Annotated in this window: 15 protein-coding genes; 13 read left to right on the plus strand and 2 right to left on the minus strand. The window is 61.5% G+C overall.

Annotation, left to right across the window (positions count from 1 at the left end; translation table 11 throughout):
* The first annotated feature begins 149 nt into the window (after nucleotides 1-149).
* Nucleotides 150-626 (plus strand): transcription elongation factor GreA, encoded by a 477-nt coding sequence (greA, locus tag ACTJK6_RS00470; protein WP_027681156.1) that lies wholly within the window; start codon nucleotides 150-152, stop codon nucleotides 624-626.
* A gap of 20 nt (nucleotides 627-646) precedes the next feature.
* Entirely contained in the window at nucleotides 647-1,105 is a 459-nt protein-coding gene (locus tag ACTJK6_RS00475) for a DUF4149 domain-containing protein (RefSeq protein ID WP_232040336.1), read from the plus strand.
* Between the two features lie 66 nt (nucleotides 1,106-1,171).
* Here the strand turns inward: ACTJK6_RS00475 and ACTJK6_RS00480 are convergent, their stop codons facing one another.
* The gene (locus ACTJK6_RS00480; protein WP_004634261.1) at nucleotides 1,172-1,672 is read right to left on the minus strand and encodes a YhbY family RNA-binding protein; all 501 of its coding nucleotides are present in this window, start codon (nucleotides 1,670-1,672) and stop codon (nucleotides 1,172-1,174) included.
* A 108-nt stretch (nucleotides 1,673-1,780) separates the two neighbouring features.
* Between ACTJK6_RS00480 and ACTJK6_RS00485 the strand changes: the two genes are divergently transcribed.
* From ACTJK6_RS00485 to phoR, 11 genes are all read left to right on the plus strand, one after another.
* Nucleotides 1,781-2,446 (plus strand): RlmE family RNA methyltransferase, encoded by a 666-nt coding sequence (locus ACTJK6_RS00485; RefSeq protein WP_232040335.1) that lies wholly within the window; start codon nucleotides 1,781-1,783, stop codon nucleotides 2,444-2,446.
* A 128-nt stretch (nucleotides 2,447-2,574) separates the two neighbouring features.
* On the plus strand, nucleotides 2,575-4,461 hold the full coding sequence (ftsH, locus tag ACTJK6_RS00490; RefSeq protein ID WP_232040334.1) for an ATP-dependent zinc metalloprotease FtsH: 1,887 nt from the start codon (nucleotides 2,575-2,577) through the stop codon (nucleotides 4,459-4,461).
* A 211-nt stretch (nucleotides 4,462-4,672) separates the two neighbouring features.
* Entirely contained in the window at nucleotides 4,673-5,470 is a 798-nt protein-coding gene (gene folP / locus ACTJK6_RS00495) for a dihydropteroate synthase (RefSeq protein WP_322016842.1), read from the plus strand.
* Nucleotides 5,471-5,578: 108 nt separating this feature from the next.
* Nucleotides 5,579-6,922, plus strand: coding sequence for a phosphoglucosamine mutase (gene glmM, locus ACTJK6_RS00500; protein WP_260802311.1), 1,344 nt, complete (start codon nucleotides 5,579-5,581; stop codon nucleotides 6,920-6,922).
* 190 nt (nucleotides 6,923-7,112) lie between these two features.
* Nucleotides 7,113-8,147: a phosphate ABC transporter substrate-binding protein PstS gene (gene pstS, locus ACTJK6_RS00505; RefSeq protein ID WP_440838111.1), complete on the plus strand. Its 1,035-nt coding sequence runs from the start codon at nucleotides 7,113-7,115 to the stop codon at nucleotides 8,145-8,147.
* A gap of 117 nt (nucleotides 8,148-8,264) precedes the next feature.
* Nucleotides 8,265-9,239: a phosphate ABC transporter permease PstC gene (gene pstC / locus ACTJK6_RS00510; protein WP_414560750.1), complete on the plus strand. Its 975-nt coding sequence runs from the start codon at nucleotides 8,265-8,267 to the stop codon at nucleotides 9,237-9,239.
* A 38-nt stretch (nucleotides 9,240-9,277) separates the two neighbouring features.
* The gene (gene pstA / locus ACTJK6_RS00515; RefSeq protein ID WP_232040329.1) at nucleotides 9,278-10,162 is read left to right on the plus strand and encodes a phosphate ABC transporter permease PstA; all 885 of its coding nucleotides are present in this window, start codon (nucleotides 9,278-9,280) and stop codon (nucleotides 10,160-10,162) included.
* Nucleotides 10,159-10,950: a phosphate ABC transporter ATP-binding protein PstB gene (gene pstB / locus ACTJK6_RS00520; RefSeq protein ID WP_004634243.1), complete on the plus strand. Its 792-nt coding sequence runs from the start codon at nucleotides 10,159-10,161 to the stop codon at nucleotides 10,948-10,950. The genes pstA and pstB overlap by 4 nt, the downstream gene beginning before the upstream one ends.
* Nucleotides 10,951-10,990: 40 nt before the next feature.
* Nucleotides 10,991-11,698: a phosphate signaling complex protein PhoU gene (phoU, locus tag ACTJK6_RS00525; RefSeq protein WP_232040328.1), complete on the plus strand. Its 708-nt coding sequence runs from the start codon at nucleotides 10,991-10,993 to the stop codon at nucleotides 11,696-11,698.
* 24 nt (nucleotides 11,699-11,722) lie between these two features.
* Nucleotides 11,723-12,436, plus strand: a complete 714-nt coding sequence (phoB, locus tag ACTJK6_RS00530) for a phosphate regulon transcriptional regulator PhoB (RefSeq protein ID WP_004634238.1) — start codon at nucleotides 11,723-11,725, stop codon at nucleotides 12,434-12,436.
* 82 nt (nucleotides 12,437-12,518) lie between these two features.
* A complete protein-coding gene (gene phoR, locus ACTJK6_RS00535; RefSeq protein ID WP_260802313.1) occupies nucleotides 12,519-13,847 on the plus strand; it encodes a phosphate regulon sensor histidine kinase PhoR in 1,329 nt (442 codons plus the stop codon).
* An 84-nt stretch (nucleotides 13,848-13,931) separates the two neighbouring features.
* On the opposite strand, the gene ppk1 is transcribed toward phoR, so the two are convergent.
* Complete coding sequence (ppk1, locus tag ACTJK6_RS00540) at nucleotides 13,932-16,103, minus strand: polyphosphate kinase 1 (RefSeq protein ID WP_232040326.1); 2,172 nt, start codon at nucleotides 16,101-16,103, stop codon at nucleotides 13,932-13,934.
* Nucleotides 16,104-16,214: the final 111 nt, after the last annotated feature.

Below are 16,214 nucleotides of genomic sequence, written 5' to 3' on the forward strand. Positions count from 1 at the left end.
GCCGGAGAGGAGCAGTTGCCGCCTCCGGACGGTTCGCCTAAACTAGAGCGTCCGTGTCAAAACAACGACAGCCGCCGTCGGGCGGGTGTGCGCTACGCGCCCTCCCGCTTCGCAGCGGCTGATTTTTTTGTGATTCCGAATTACTTACGATGAGCACCATTCCGATTACCAAGCGCGGTGCCGAGATGCTGAAAGAAGAGCTTCAACGTCTGAAGACCAAGGAGCGTCCGGCCGTTGTCAACGCCATCGCCGAGGCACGCGCCCAGGGCGATCTGTCCGAAAACGCCGACTATGATGCCGCCAAGGAGCGCCAGGGCTTCATCGAAGGCCGTATCCAGGAAATCGAAGGCAAGCTGTCCGCTGCGCAGATCATCGATCCGGCTTCGCTGGATGCCGATGGCCGCGTAGTGTTTGGCGCCACCATCGACCTCGAAGACTTGGATTCGGGTAAGCCCGTCACGTACCAGATCGTCGGCGATGACGAGGCCGATCTGGAAACCGGCAAGATTTCGATCAGCTCGCCGATCGCCCGTGCGTTGATCGGCAAGTTCGAAGGCGATGTCGCCACCGTGGTTGCCCCCGGCGGCGAACGCGAGTACGAAGTCCTGGCCGTCAAGTACCTCTAACCCGATCCGAGGCAACCGCCATGCCGCAGCGCTTCTTCCAGTTGCTTGCCACGGTGTGGTGCGGTTCGCTCTGGACCATCGGTTACATCGTCGCTCCGACGCTGTTTGCGATGCTGAATGATCGCCAGTTGGCCGGCTCGATTGCCGGCCGGTTGTTTCATGCGCAAGCGTGGATCGGTTTGGCGACAGGGTGCTTGCTGCTGCTGGCTGCCACGGCGCTGGTGCGTCGCGGTCAGGCCGGATACCGGCGGCTGCGCTGGCTTGTCCTGGCGATGCTGCTTTGCGTGCTGGTGGGATATTTCGGCCTGCAGCCCTTCATGGCGTCGCTGCGCGAACAGGCCGATGCGCTCGGCGTGGCGGTGGGGGATTCGCCTTATCGCGCACAGTTTGGCATGCTGCACGGCGTATCGAGTGTGTTCTATCTGGTGCAGAGCCTGCTGGGGTTGGCGCTGATCTGGAAGGCGGCCGGTATTCGGTAAGCCGCCTGCTGCCAAAAAAAAGACCGGCTGGAAAGCCGGTCGTTTTCTGTACGGTGCCGAATTGAATCAGGACAGCGCTTTCTTTTTCTGGCTGGTTTGACGCGGTTTCGCGCGCTTGACGTTGCCGCCGGCCGTGACGCGCTCGTTGCCGAGCACGCTCAGGCGGACCGGCTTCGGACGGCGCGCGCTGTTCGGGTTCGGCTTGCGCACGGTGACCGAGCGCGGGCCGGCACCAACGGTCGTCTTGCGCGGCGGCTTGAGGTCTCGCGGCTGGTTTTCCTTCAGGTACGCCGGGCCTTCGCGCCAGATCACCAGCAGCTTACCGATGTGCTGTACCGGGGCCGCCTGCAGCCGGGCGCAGATGGTGTCATAGAGTTCGATCCGAGCTTCGCGGTCATCGCCGAAGACGCGGATCTTGATCAGCCCGTGGGCCGCCAGCGAGCGGTCGATTTCGGCCAGAACGGCCTTGGTCAGGCCCTCCGCACCGATGATGACGACCGGGTTCAACGCGTGCGCTTCGGAGCGCAGTTCCGATCGTTGGGCAGGGGTGAGGATAAGGGCGGGCATAAATAAGGGCGGAATCGCGCAAAAAGACAAACGGCGCGTATTATCCGCCAAAACCAGTCCTGGCTGCCATGTTTGGCGCGACATCCGGGCGAAATTGCAACCAATTCGATGGCAAAGAACAAGTTCAACCAGTCGTGGCTGCACGACCATATCAACGATCCGTACGTAAAGCTCGCGCAGCGCGAAGGCTATCGCGCGCGAGCCGCCTACAAGCTCAAAGAGATCGACGAGCAGGACAAGCTGATCAAGCCGGGCCAGGTCATCGTTGATCTGGGCGCCGCGCCGGGCAGCTGGAGCCAATACGTGCGCAACAAGCTGGCCGCATCGCCGCGCGCCAAGGATGGCCGTATCGATGGGGCAATCGTCGCCATCGACATCCTCCCAATGGAAGCCATTGCCGACGTCACTTTCATCCAGGGTGACTTTCGCGAGGACGACGTTTTCCGGCAGTTGGAAGAAATCGTGCTGGAAGCTAGTGGCGGCGGCAAAGTGGACCTTGTTTTGTCCGATATGGCCCCCAATCTCTCAGGTGTGGCGTCGGCAGACGCCGCGCGTATGGAGCACATCGCTGAACTGGCTGTGGAATTTGCCATGGCGCACCTGAAACCTGAGGGCGCACTGCTGATCAAATGTTTTCACGGCAGTGGCTATAGTCAGATCGTCGAGATGTTCAAGCGCCATTTCAAGATCGTTGCGCCGCGCAAGCCTAAAGCCTCCCGCGACAAATCGTCCGAAACATTCCTGTTGGGCCGGCAGCTCAAGCAACCGGGCTGACGGACGATACTCACAGAGGGCCCCTGCTAGCACGGTGGTGCCTCGGTCTTGCGGGCAATCAACCCGCGGCGGTGTCCGTGCATTACAATGCAAGCATCCCGTCAAGGCATTTCTAAAGGAGTCTCGCCTTGAATAACAACTGGTTTCAGAAGGCGGCCATCTGGCTGGTGATTGCCTTGGTGCTGTTCACCGTCTTCAAGCAGTTCGACAAGCCGCGCACCCAAGAGGGTGTGACGTACTCGCAATTCATGGATGACGCGAAGGCCGGCAAGGTCAAACGTGTCGAAGTCCAGGGCCGCACGCTGTTGGTCACGCCCAACGAGGGCAACAAATATTCCATCATCTCGCCCGGCGACATCTGGATGGTGGGCGACCTGATGAAGTACGGCGTGCAGGTGACCGGCAAGGCAGAAGAAGAGCAAGGTGTGCTTCTCACCGCGCTTTACTACCTCGGCCCCACGTTGCTGATCATCGTGTTCTGGTTCTACATGATGCGGCAGATGCAGGGCGGCGGGAAAGGCGGCGCCTTCTCGTTCGGCAAATCGCGGGCGCGGTTGATCGATGAGAACAACAACAGCGTCACGTTTGCTGACGTGGCAGGCTGTGACGAGTCCAAGGAGGAAGTCGTCGAGCTGGTTGATTTCCTGAAGGATCCGCAGAAATTCCAGAAGCTGGGCGGGCGTATCCCCCGCGGCGTATTGCTGGTGGGCCCTCCGGGTACCGGTAAGACGCTGCTGGCTCGCGCCATTGCCGGCGAAGCCAAGGTACCTTTCTTCAGCATTTCCGGTTCGGACTTCGTTGAAATGTTCGTTGGCGTGGGCGCAGCCCGCGTGCGCGACATGTTCGAAAACGCCAAGAAGCAGGCCCCCTGCATCGTGTTCATCGATGAAATCGATGCGGTTGGCCGTCATCGTGGCGCGGGCATGGGCGGCGGCAACGACGAGCGCGAGCAGACCCTGAACCAGATGCTGGTCGAGATGGACGGCTTCGAGGCCAACTCGGGCGTCATCGTGATCGCGGCAACCAACCGTGCAGATGTGCTCGACAAGGCGCTGCTGCGTCCGGGCCGCTTCGACCGTCAGGTCTACGTTGGGCTGCCTGACATTCGCGGCCGCGAGCAGATTCTCAAGGTGCACATGCGCAAGGTGCCTATCGGCAACGACGTTGATGCATCGGTGCTGGCGCGCGGTACCCCGGGCTTTTCGGGTGCCGATCTGGCCAACTTGGTCAACGAAGCTGCGTTGTTTGCTGCACGCCGTAACAAGCGCGTGGTCGACATGCAGGACTTCGAAGATGCAAAGGACAAGATCTTCATGGGTCCGGAGCGCAAGTCGGCTGTGATCCGCGAAGAGGAACGCCGCGCCACGGCGTACCACGAATCGGGCCATGCGGTGGTGGCCAAGCTGCTGCCGAAGGCTGATCCAGTGCACAAGGTCACGATCATGCCGCGCGGCTGGGCTGGCGGTCTGACATGGCAACTGCCGGAGCACGACAAGCACTATGCCTATAAGGACACGATGCTCGAAGAGGTCGCGATTCTGTTCGGTGGCCGTGCTGCAGAAGAGGTGTTCCTGGGTGCGATGAGCACCGGTGCTTCCAACGACTTCGAACGTGCCACCAAGATGGCCCGCGACATGGTGACGCGCTATGGCATGAGCGATGCGCTTGGCACCATGGTCTACGTCGATACGGAGCAGGACGGTTTCTTCGGCCGTATGGCATCCAAGACGGTGTCTGAGGCCACGCAGCAGAAGGTGGATTCGGAAATCCGCCGCATCGTCGACGAGCAATACGCCCTGGCCAAGGGGCTGCTGGAAGCGAATCGCGAAAAGGTTGAAGCCATGACTGCGGCGCTGCTCGAGTGGGAAACCATCGACGCCGATCAGGTCAACGACATCATGGACGGCAAGCCGCCGCGCCCGCCGCGCTACGGCTCGACCGGCGGTGGCAGCACCCCGCCGGGTGGTGGTACGCCGGCTGGTGTGAACCCGGGCAATGTGCCTGCCACGGCCTGATGATGACCCGTTAGTTTGTCGCCCCGGCGGTGACACAGAAGAGCCGGTGCAAACGCACCGGCTTTTTTGTTGGCGTTTTCCGGTACGCCTGGCGTAGCATTCCGGTCCTGCGCAGCATTTCCATCGATCTATCTTGTCCGCTTTCAATCCCACCACAACGCACTTCCAGTGCGGACGTTTCCGTTACGCACGTGATCGGCGTCCGCTGGTTATGGGCATTCTCAACGTCACGCCCGATTCATTCTCCGATGGAGGGCAGCACGCCACGCGCGATGCCGCCTTGCGCCATGCTGAAAAGCTGATCGCAGAAGGCGTCGACATGATCGACATCGGCGGCGAATCGAGCCGGCCTGGTGCCGAACCGTTGAGCCTGCAAGCCGAGTTGGATCGCGTGATGCCCATCGTCGAGGCGCTCCGCGAATGCGGCAAACCGTTGTCCATCGATACTTACAAGCCCGAGGTGATGCGCGCCACGCTGGATGCAGGCGCCGATCTGATCAACGATATCTGGGGCTTTCGCCGGCCTGGCGCGATTGAAGCAGTGGCCAAGGGCGACGCGGGCCTGTGCGTCATGCACATGCAGCGTGACCCTGAAACGATGCAGGAATCGCCCAGCTACGCCGACCTGATGGGCGAGGTTGAGACCTTCCTGCGTGCGCAAACGGAGGCGCTGATGGCCGCTGGCGTGGCGGTTGAGCGTATTTCGCTCGATCCGGGATTTGGTTTTGGCAAAACGCCGGATCACAATCTCACCATGCTCAATCGCTTGGCGGAGTTCAATCGGATCGGTTTGCCGCTGCTCGTTGGTTTATCGCGCAAATCGACGCTCGGCGCTGTGCTGGGTGGCAAGCCGCCGGCCGAGCGCGTGACGGCCAGTGTAGCGGCCGCATTGCTGGCCGCAGAGCGAGGCGCGTTCATCGTGCGTGTGCACGACGTGCGGCCAACGGTGGAAGCGATTCAATTGTGGTGGGCGATGCGTCATGAACGCGTCGATCCGCCAGTCGCCTGAGAGCCGCCCCGGCCTCACGCGGCTGGGGGTCAAGCAAATAGAGGATTGCCCGGCGATGGCCGGCGCCTTACAAACAAAGAAAGAAACATTCTCCAGGAGAGACACCCAATGTCCAGGAAGTATTTCGGCACCGACGGCATCCGTGGGCGTGTCGGTGAAAGCCCGATCACGCCGGATTTCGTGTTGCGCCTTGGGTATGCAGCAGGCCGAGTGCTGGCTCATGGCGGAGAGGCGCACGGCCATGGCCGTCCTACCGTGCTGATCGGGAAGGACACGCGCCTGTCGGGCTACATGCTGGAAGCCGCGTTGGAAGCGGGCTTTACCGCAGCCGGAGTTGACGTCCTGATGAGCGGGCCGCTGCCCACGCCGGGCGTGGCGTATCTCACGCGCGCACTGCGGCTGTCGGCGGGGGTGGTGATTTCTGCGTCACATAACCCGTATTACGACAACGGCATCAAGTTTTTCTCAGCCACCGGCGACAAGCTGCCGGACGAAACCGAACTGCAGATTGAGGCCGAGCTGGAAAGGCCGATGGAGTACGCAGCCTCAGACGCGTTGGGCCGTGCCCGTCGTATCGAGGATGCCGCTGGCCGCTACATTGAGTTCTGCAAGAGCACGTTCCCCAGCGACCTGAACCTGTTCGGCATGAAGGTCGTGCTGGACAGCGCGCATGGCGCGGCCTATCACATCGCACCGCACGTCTTCCATGAGTTGGGTGCGGACGTCGTGTCGATCGGCAACCAGCCGAATGGTCGCAACATCAACGACGGCTATGGCGCGACGGCGCCAGGCAAGTTGGTCGAGGCCACGCGCGAGCATGGGGCCGACATCGGCCTGGCCTTCGACGGCGATGCCGACCGCCTGCAGGTGGTGGACCGCAATGGCCGGCTCTACAACGGAGACGAACTGCTCTACGTCATGGTGCAGGCGCGCCGGGCGGCGGGCCAGACGGTGCCGGGTGCGGTCGGCACGCTCATGACCAATCTTGCTGTGGAGCTGGCGCTCAAGGCGCAGGGCGTTGAATTCGTGCGCGCCAAGGTGGGCGACCGCTACGTGCTTGAAGAGCTGAAGAAGAATGGTTGGCTCCTGGGCGGCGAAGGGTCGGGCCACTTGCTCTGCCTGGATAAGCACAGCACGGGCGACGGCATCATCTCGGCGCTGCAGGTGCTTGCGGCATTGCGTCGCAGCGGCCAGACGCTGGACCAGATGCTGGACGGCGTGCGCCTGTTCCCGCAAAAACTCATCAATGTGCGGGTCGAAAAGGGTTTCGACTGGAAATCGCACGCTGGCCTGCAAGCGGCGCTGAAGACCAGCGAGGCAGAGCTTGACGGCAAGGGGCGGGTACTGATTCGTCCGTCGGGTACGGAGCCGGTCGTCCGCGTGATGGTGGAAGCGCAGGACGCAGAGTTGGCCAACCAACATGCGGAGCGTCTTGCCGCGACGTTGCAGTAAGTTCCTGCCCGTCAAGTCAGCGAGCAAGAAAGCGGTCTTCGGGCCGCTTTTTTTATGCGCGTGGGCCGACTTTCATGCTCTGCAGGTCAGTTATGAGAAGTTTTCGTGTTGTCACAGAACTGTCATCCAAGCCGCCTAAAGTTCGGATGTCAAAAATCTGTCATCGCTCAACCGCTCCTCTGGAGAACTCATGAAACTGGTCCAAACCGCAATCGCTGGCGTGGCTGCACTCGCTTTCGCTGGTGCCGCATTTGCTGTTGACATTACTGGCGCAGGCGCAACGTTCCCGGCACCCGTCTACAACAAGTGGGCGGCCGACTACAACAAGGCGACCCAAACCAAGGTGAACTACCAAGGTATCGGCTCGTCGGGCGGCATCAAGCAGATCACCGCCAAGACCGTCGACTTCGGCGCATCGGACATGCCGCTGAAGGACGAGGAGTTGAACAAGGATGGCCTGATCCAGTTCCCGACCGTGATCGGCGGCGTGGTGCCTGTGATCAATCTGCCGGGCGTGAAGCCGGGCGAGCTGACGCTGAATGGCCAATTGCTGGGTGACATCTACCTGGGCAAGATCAAGAAGTGGAATGATCCGGCCATCGCCAAGCTGAATCCGAAGGCCAAGCTGCCGGACCAGGACATCCTGGTGGTGCGCCGTGCTGACGGTTCGGGCACCTCGTTCATCTTCACGAACTACCTGTCGAAGGTGAATGCTGAGTGGAAGAGCAAGGTCGGTGAAGGCACGACCGTGAACTGGCCCACCGGTACGGGCGGTAAGGGCAACGAAGGCGTGGCCGCGTTCGTGCAGCGTCTGGGTGGTGCAGTGGGCTACGTTGAGTACGCCTACGCCAAGCAGAACAAGATGACGTACGTGAACCTGCAGAACAAGTCGGGCGCCGTGGTGCAACCGACCGCTGAAGCCTTCAAGGCTGCCGCCGCTGGCGCCGAGTGGAGCAAGTCGTACTACCAGATCCTGACGGACGAACCGGGCAAGGACGCATGGCCGATCGCTGGTGCGACGTTCATCCTGCTGCACAAGACGCAAGCCAAGCCGGCGCAGGGCGCTGAAGTCATGAAGTTCTTCGACTGGGCCTACAAGGGTGGCGATGAGGCTGCCAAGGGCCTGGACTACGTGCCGCTGCCGGACGCTGTGAAGAACCAGATCCGCGCAACGTGGAAGTCGAGCGTGAAGGATGCATCGGGTAAGGTTGTCTACAACCAATGATGGTTGCCTGCTGCATCAGGGTTCGTAAGTAGGTGCAGCACAAGGTGCGGGAGGGCGGTACGAATCGGCCGCCCGCACCATTTCAAAAGCTTCTTTCTCGGCTGACCGGTTTCCCTCATGGCCACGCTCTCTGATTCCTCTGGCGCTTCCCGTATGCGAGCACCCAGCCGCCTTGGCGACCTGGTGTTCGGCGGTCTGACCCGCCTTGCCGCAATCGTTACGCTGTTACTGCTGGGCGGCATCATCATCTCGCTCATCATCAGCTCCTGGCCCACGATTCAGAAATTCGGCCTGTCGTTCCTGTGGAATTCGGAGTGGGATCCGCCCTCCGATATTTATGGCGCGTTGGTGCCCGTCTACGGCACGCTGGTTACGTCGCTGATCGCGCTCATCATTGCCGTGCCCGTGAGCTTCGGCATTGCCCTGTTTCTGACCGAGCTGTCGCCGGCGTGGCTGCGCCGACCGCTGGGTACCGCCATCGAGCTGCTCGCTGCAGTGCCGTCCATCGTCTACGGCATGTGGGGTCTGCTCGTGTTTGCTCCGATCTTCGGCGAATACTTTCAAAAACCGCTGGCCGCGACCGTCGGCAAGATCCCGGTCATCGGGGTGCTGTTCCAAGGAGCGCCGATCGGCATCGGCCTGCTGTGCGCTGGGGTGATCCTGGCGATCATGATCATCCCGTACATTTCGGCGGTGATGCGCGACGTGTTCGAAATTACGCCGACGCTGCTCAAGGAATCTGCCTACGGCGTGGGCTGCACGACGTGGGAAGTCATGTGGAACGTGGTGCTGCCGTACACCAAGGCGGGGGTGATCGGCGGTGTGATGTTGGGCCTGGGCCGCGCGCTGGGCGAGACCATGGCTGTGACGTTCGTAATCGGCAACACCAACCTGCTGTCCGATCCATCGTTGTTCTCGCCGGGCAACAGCATTACGTCGGCGCTGGCCAATGAATTTGCGGAAGCGGGGCAGGGCCTGCATACCGCGGCGCTCATGGAGCTGGGCTTGATCCTGTTCGTCATCACGTTCATCGTGCTGGCGGCCTCCAAGTTGCTGCTTCTGCGCCTGCAGAAGAGCGAGGGGCAAAAGTGAACCAACGCGATCTGCCTGACGCTATGAGACCCAACACCATGCGTACGTCTTCCATTCCTGCCGTCCGCGCCGACTCTGAAAAGGTCAAGGCACGCCTGCAGGCCCGCCGCCGCAACGTCAACGGGATTGCGCTGGCGCTGTCGCTTGCCGCCATGGCTTTCGGCCTGGTGTGGCTGGCATGGATTCTGTGGACCACGCTGTCGCTGGGTGTGGGCGGCCTGTCGATGTCGCTCTTCACCGAGATGACGCCAGCGCCCAACACCCCGGGAGGCGGCCTTGCCAACGCCATCGCAGGGTCGTTCCTGCTGGTGGGCATGGCCACGCTGGTCGGTACGCCGCTGGGCATCCTGGCGGGCATTTATCTTGCCGAATACGGCAAGACTTCAATGCTTGCGAGCGCCACCCGCTTCATCAATGACATTCTGCTGTCGGCGCCGTCCATCGTGATCGGCCTGTTCGTGTATGCCGTCGTGGTGGCGCGCGTGCAGCACTTCTCGGGCATTGCCGGCGTGCTTGCACTCGCGCTGCTGCAGATTCCGATCGTGGTACGGACCACCGAAAACATGCTGAACCTGGTGCCCAACGCGATGCGTGAAGCTGCCATGGCGCTTGGCACGCCCAAGTGGAAGATGATCCTGTCGATTACGCTCAAGGCGTCGTATGCCGGCGTGATTACCGGTGTGCTGCTGGCCATCGCGCGCATTGCCGGTGAAACCGCGCCGCTGCTCTTTACCGCGTTGAACAACCAGTTCTGGAGCCTGGATCTGAATCAGCCGGTGGCCACGCTGCCGACCGTGATCTTCAAGTTTGCGATGAGCCCGTTCCCCGAGTGGCAGCAATTGGCCTGGGCCGGGGTGTTCCTGATTACGCTGGGTGTGCTGGGGCTGAACGTCCTTGCGCGTGCCTTGTTCACCAAGAAATGACCATGACTGCTACGTCCCTCGAAGTGCGCACGCAAAGCCCGAAGATCGATGTTCGCGACCTGAACTTCTACTACGGCAAGTTCCACGCGTTGAAGAACATCTCGCTGCAGATTCCCGAGAAGCAGGTGACGGCGTTCATCGGTCCGTCGGGCTGCGGCAAGTCGACACTGCTGCGTACGTTCAACAAGATGTACGCGCTGTATCCGGAGCAGCGTGCCGAAGGCCAGATCAACATGGACGGCGAGAACCTGCTGACCTCGCGCATGGACATCGCCCTGTTGCGTGCCAAGGTCGGCATGGTGTTTCAGAAGCCGACGCCGTTCCCGATGTCGATCTACGACAACATCGCGTTCGGTGTGAAGCTGTTCGAGCGCCTGTCGCGTTCCGAAATGGACGACCGCGTGGAATGGGCGCTCACCAAGGCCGCGTTGTGGAATGAAGTGAAGGACAAGCTTAACCAGTCGGGCTACGGCTTGTCGGGTGGTCAGCAGCAGCGTCTGTGTATCGCGCGCGGCATTGCCATCCGCCCTGAAGTGCTGCTGCTGGACGAGCCGTGCTCGGCGCTGGACCCGATTTCCACGGGCAAGATCGAAGAGCTGATCGCCGAACTGAAAGACGACTACACGGTCGTCATCGTCACGCACAACATGCAACAGGCGGCGCGTTGCTCCGACTACACGGCGTACATGTACCTGGGTGAGTTGATCGAATTCGGCGATACCGAAAAGATCTTCATCAAGCCGCAGCGCAAAGAAACAGAAGACTACATTACCGGCCGCTTCGGCTGACCTGCAACAACGCTGAAGCTGAAGCGACAAGGAGAAACCGATGTCTGAGAAGCATCTGTCATCGCAGTTTGACACCGACCTGACCTCCATCAGCACCAAGGTGCTGCAGATGGGCGGTCTGGTGGAAGCACAGATTGCACGCGCCATGCGTGCACTGGCCAATTTCGACATCGCCATGTGCGATCAAGTCATGGCCGTGGAGCTGGAAATCAACGCGCTCGAGATCGAGATCGACAGCGATTGCAACAACATCATCGCGCGCCGCCAACCGACCGCACGTGACCTGCGTTTGGTGATGGCCATCTCCAAGACCATCACCAACCTCGAGCGTGCCGGCGACGAAGCCGAGAAGATCGCCAAGCGCACCAAGCGCATCATGCAAGACCCGTCGGCACATGCACTGAACTACGCCGGTGTGGAGCGCTCGGGTGAGATGGCCGCGACCATCCTGCGTCATGCGCTGGACGCCTTCGCGCGCCTGGATACCGCTGCTGCTGTGTCGATCCTGCAGGAAGACAAGGCCATCGATGAGGAATTCCGCGGCTTCATGCGCGAACTCATCACGTACATGATGGAGAACCCGCGCACGATTTCGGTGGCGCTGGATCTGCTGTTCATTGCCAAGGCTATCGAGCGTATTGGCGATCACGCCAAGAACATCGCCGAGTTTATTATCTACATCGTCAAGGGAACGGACGTCCGGCATGCTTCGCGTGAAGCGCTGGAACGCGAGATCCTGGGTGAGTAAAAGGGCAGGACTGGAGACGTGAGCATGCCGAGCAGTATTCTCGTCGTAGAAGACGAACCGGCGATCGCTGAACTGATCGCCGTCAACCTGCAGCACGCAGGGCACTACCCGATCCGCGCATACAACGCCGAGCAGGCGCTGTCGCTGATGAGCGATGTACTGCCCGACCTCGTCCTGCTCGATTGGATGCTGCCGGGCAAGTCAGGCGTGATGTTCGCCAAGGAGCTGCGCGCCAACGAGCGCACACGCCAGATCCCGATCATCATGCTGACGGCCCGCAGCGAAGAGCAGGACAAGATCATGGGCCTCGACAGTGGCGCCGACGATTACGTCACGAAGCCGTTCTCGCCCAAGGAATTGTTGGCCCGCATCAAGGCGGTGCTGCGCCGCCGGGCGCCGCAGCTGACCGACGACGTGGTGGCCATCAACGGTCTGAAGCTGGACCCGGCCACGCACCGTGTGACGGCCACGAACGTCGAGGCAGAAAACCCGATCAAGCTGGATCTCGGTCCGACGGAGTTCCGATTGCTGCATTTCCTGATGACGCATCCGGAGCGCGTGCACAGCCGCTCGCAGTTGCTTGATCAGGTATGGGGCGACCATGTGTTTGTGGAAGAGCGCACGGTGGATGTGCACATCAAGCGTCTGCGCGCGGCGCTCGCTCCGGGTGGCTACAGCAACATGATCGAAACCGTGCGCGGCAGCGGCTATCGCCTGGCGCGCAATCCGGGGCAATAACGTAGCAGTCAGACGAGCGCGCGAGCGGGGGATCCATCGCGCGTTCACACGTCCGCCGCGGTCCAGCGCTTAGAATGCCTTCATGAACGTCTTCTGGACCCGCTTTGCCGTCTTTGCCGCCCTTATGGGCATTGTCACGGCATGCCTCTATCTCTTCGTCGACCACGTGGTTGCGCTGGCCGTGCTCAGTGCCATGCTGCTGGCGATGCTCCTCTATTACATCTATCAGATCCAACGCCTGTGGCGCGTGCTGGACTCGCCCGCCTATGGCGAGATCCCCAGCGCGCTGGGTCTGTGGGGCGAGGTCTACTACCGCCTGCACCGGTTGATGAAGGCCTGGCGCACCCAGGTGCTGCAGGTTGAGCAACAGCACAGCCGCTTCATCCAGGCCATCCAGGCCTCGCCCAACGGCGTGCTCATGCTTGACGGCGAAGACCAGATCGAATGGTGCAACGCGGTGGCGGAAGAGCACTTCGGCCTGTCTGCCAAGCGTGATTTGCGTCAACGCATTACCCACCTGATTCGCCGACCGGAGTTCGTGCGCTACCTGGCGCGCGGCGAGTTCGAGGAGCCGCTCACCATGCATGACGTGGGCCCGCACAAGCAAAGCATCATTTCTGCCCAGATTTTGCCGTATGGCGAAGACCGCAAGTTGTTGGTGTCGCAGGACATCACCAAGTTGGAGAACACCGAAGCGATGCGCCGCGATTTCGTGGCCAACGTCTCGCACGAGCTGAAGACGCCGCTGACTGTGCTCTCGGGTTTTCTGGAGACGGTGCGCGACCTACCGCTGCCGGAAGAAGACAAGAGGCGCTACCTGGACATGATGCATACGCAGGCCATGCGCATGCAGCATCTGGTGGAAGACTTGCTGGCGCTCGCCACGCTGGAAGGCAATTCCGAGCCGCCGTCATTGGCGCCCGTGCCGATGCAACGCATGATGCTGCAGCTCCAGCACGATATCGAAGCGCTGTCTGCGGGCCGGCACACCGTCAGCATGACATGCGACCCAGCCGTGAGCGTGTGCGGCGCCGAGCTTGAATTGCTTTCCGCGTTCAGCAATCTGGCATCCAACGCGGTGCGCTATACGCCGGATGGCGGCACGATCCGCCTGGATTGGGGCGTGCGTGATGGGCACGCGGTGTACTCCGTCACCGACACGGGGATCGGCATTGCGCCCGAACATATTCCGCGCTTGACCGAGCGTTTCTATCGCGTGGACCGCAGCCGTTCACGCGACACCGGCGGCACCGGGCTGGGGTTGGCCATTGTGAAGCACGTGCTGTCACGCCACGGTGGGGAACTGCAGGTGACCAGCGAGCACGGCAAGGGCAGCACCTTCCGCGCCGTGTTCCCGCCGGAACGCACGGTGGTGCGCAGTGCCAGCGTTACCGATGAGCGCGTGGCCTGAACGCTGGTTCTTTCCATCCATTGAACGCTAAAAAAACGCACGCTGTTGAGCGTGCGTTTTTGTTTGCAGGCACGGGCTGGCGGATCAGCCCGCGGAGATCTCCACCGGCGCGCGCACAGTCGGTTCCGCAGCCGTTGCCGCCGCCACTGCGGCAGCCGTCTCCGCCGCCGCGGCAGCCTGCGGCGAGAAGTGGTTCAGCAGTTCCAGCTGGCTGATGCGCACGTGCTTGCCACGCGTCTGGCGCTGCACGTAGCTGCCATCCTGCTGCATGACCCACGCCGACGCGTTGTCGCGCAGATGCACCTGCAGGCTTTCCCTGATGACGCGCGCCTTGAGCTTGCGGTCGAGCACGGGGAACGCCACTTCCACGCGGCGGAACAGGTTGCGGTCCATCCAGTCCGCGCTTGAGAGATAGACGACTTCCTCGCCGCCAGCATGGAAGTAATAGACGCGGTGGTGCTCAAGGAAGCGCCCGACGATGGAGCGCACGCTGATGTTTTCCGACAGCCCTGGCACGCCCGGCTTGAGGCCACATACTCCGCGCACGATCAGGTCGACCTTCACGCCTGCGCGCGAGGCCTTGTACAGCTCGTCGATGATGGCCGGCTCCAGCAGCGCGTTCATCTTGCCGATGATGCGCGCACGTTTGCCTGCGCGAGCGGCACGCGCTTCGGCTCGGATGTGCTCGATCAGGTTGTCGTGCATCGTGAACGGCGAGTGCCACAGATGATGCAGCTTGATCTGCGCGCCCGTGCCCGTGAGCAACTGGAACACGTGATGCACGTCTTCGCAGATCTGCTCGTTTGCCGTCATCAGGCCGAAGTCGGTGTAGAGGCGGGCGGTCTTGGGGTGGTAGTTTCCCGTGCCCAGGTGCGCGTAGCGGCGCAGCTTGACCGCCTTGCCCTTGCCGGACACCTCACGACGCACCACCAGCAACATCTTTGCGTGACACTTGTGGCCCACCACGCCATACACGACATGGGCGCCGGCCGATTCAAGCTGGTCCGCCCAGTTGATGTTCGTCTCTTCGTCAAAGCGCGCGAGCAGTTCGACGACAACGGTCACCTCCTTGCCGTTGCGCGCCGCTTTGATGAGCGCTTCCATCACCGTGGATTCGTTGCCGGTACGGTAGACAGTCTGCTTGATGGCGACTACGTCTGGGTCGCGCGCAGCTTGCTGCAGCAATTCCAGCACGGGCGTGAAGCTTTCGTACGGATGGTGCAGCAGGATGTCACCCTGGCGGATGGCGTCGAACACGTTCGAGCTGTTGGCGATCTGCCGCACCGTGGCCGGCACGTGCGGCGGGTACTTCAGCACCGGTTTGTCGACCATGTCAGGCACCTGCAGCAGGCGCACCAGATTCACAGGGCCCTTGACGCGGTAGCAGTCCGCATCGGTCAGGCCGAACTCCTGAAGCAGCCGCACCACCAGTGCCGGCGATGTGTCGTGCGCGAGTTCCAGACGCACCGCGTCGCCAAAATGGCGCGTGGACAGTTCGCCCTGAAGCGCTTCGCGCAAGTCCGTGATTTCATCTTCCGACACGAACAAGTCGGAGTTGCGCGTCACGCGGAATTGATAACAGCCGTGTACGTCGATCTGCGGAAACAGCTCATGCACAAAGCCCTGCATGAACGACGACAGCAGCACGAACCCGTACTGGTAGCCCGAGAGTTCCGGCGGCATCTGCACAAGCCGCGGCAGGGCGCGCGGCGCCTGCACGATGGCCAGTTCAGCCTCACGGCCGAAGGCATCCTTGCCCGACAGCTCGATGATGAAGTTCAGGCTCTTGTTGAGCACGCGCGGGAAGGGGTGAGCCGGGTCCAGCGCCATCGGCGTCAGGATGGGCACCAGTTCGCGCTGGAAGAAACTGCGGCACCAGGCGCGCTGGGCTTCATTCCAGTTGGTCGTCATGTGGAAGAAGACGCCTTCCTTCTCCAGCAAGGGCAGGATCTCGTCTTGCAACATGGCATACTGTTGCGCGACCAGTTGCCGCACACGCTCCGAGACCACGCCAAAAGCCTGCTGCACCGACAGCCCGTCAGGCGTGACCGATGAAGGGTTGTCGCGCATCTGTTCCTTCAATCCGGCAATGCGGATTTCAAAGAACTCATCGAGATTGCTCGACACGATGCAGATGAATTTCAGCCGCTCCATCAGCGGCACACCCGGGTCAGCAGCCTGGGCGAGCACACGGGCGTTGAATTCCAGGATGCCCAGTTCGCGATTGAGCAGATCGCCCGCGGGCAATGTCGACATGTTGTGTTCAGACGGATGACGATCCGGCCACTTTTTCATAATTCAGTGTCAAATTTGTGACACATTGGATTTGTCACGTTCGGGACACAATAAAGACATATTTTGTTGCGC

Origin of the sequence: Ralstonia sp. 22086 (assembly GCF_052045975.1) — a bacterium.
Taxonomy (GTDB): domain Bacteria; phylum Pseudomonadota; class Gammaproteobacteria; order Burkholderiales; family Burkholderiaceae; genus Ralstonia; species Ralstonia wenshanensis.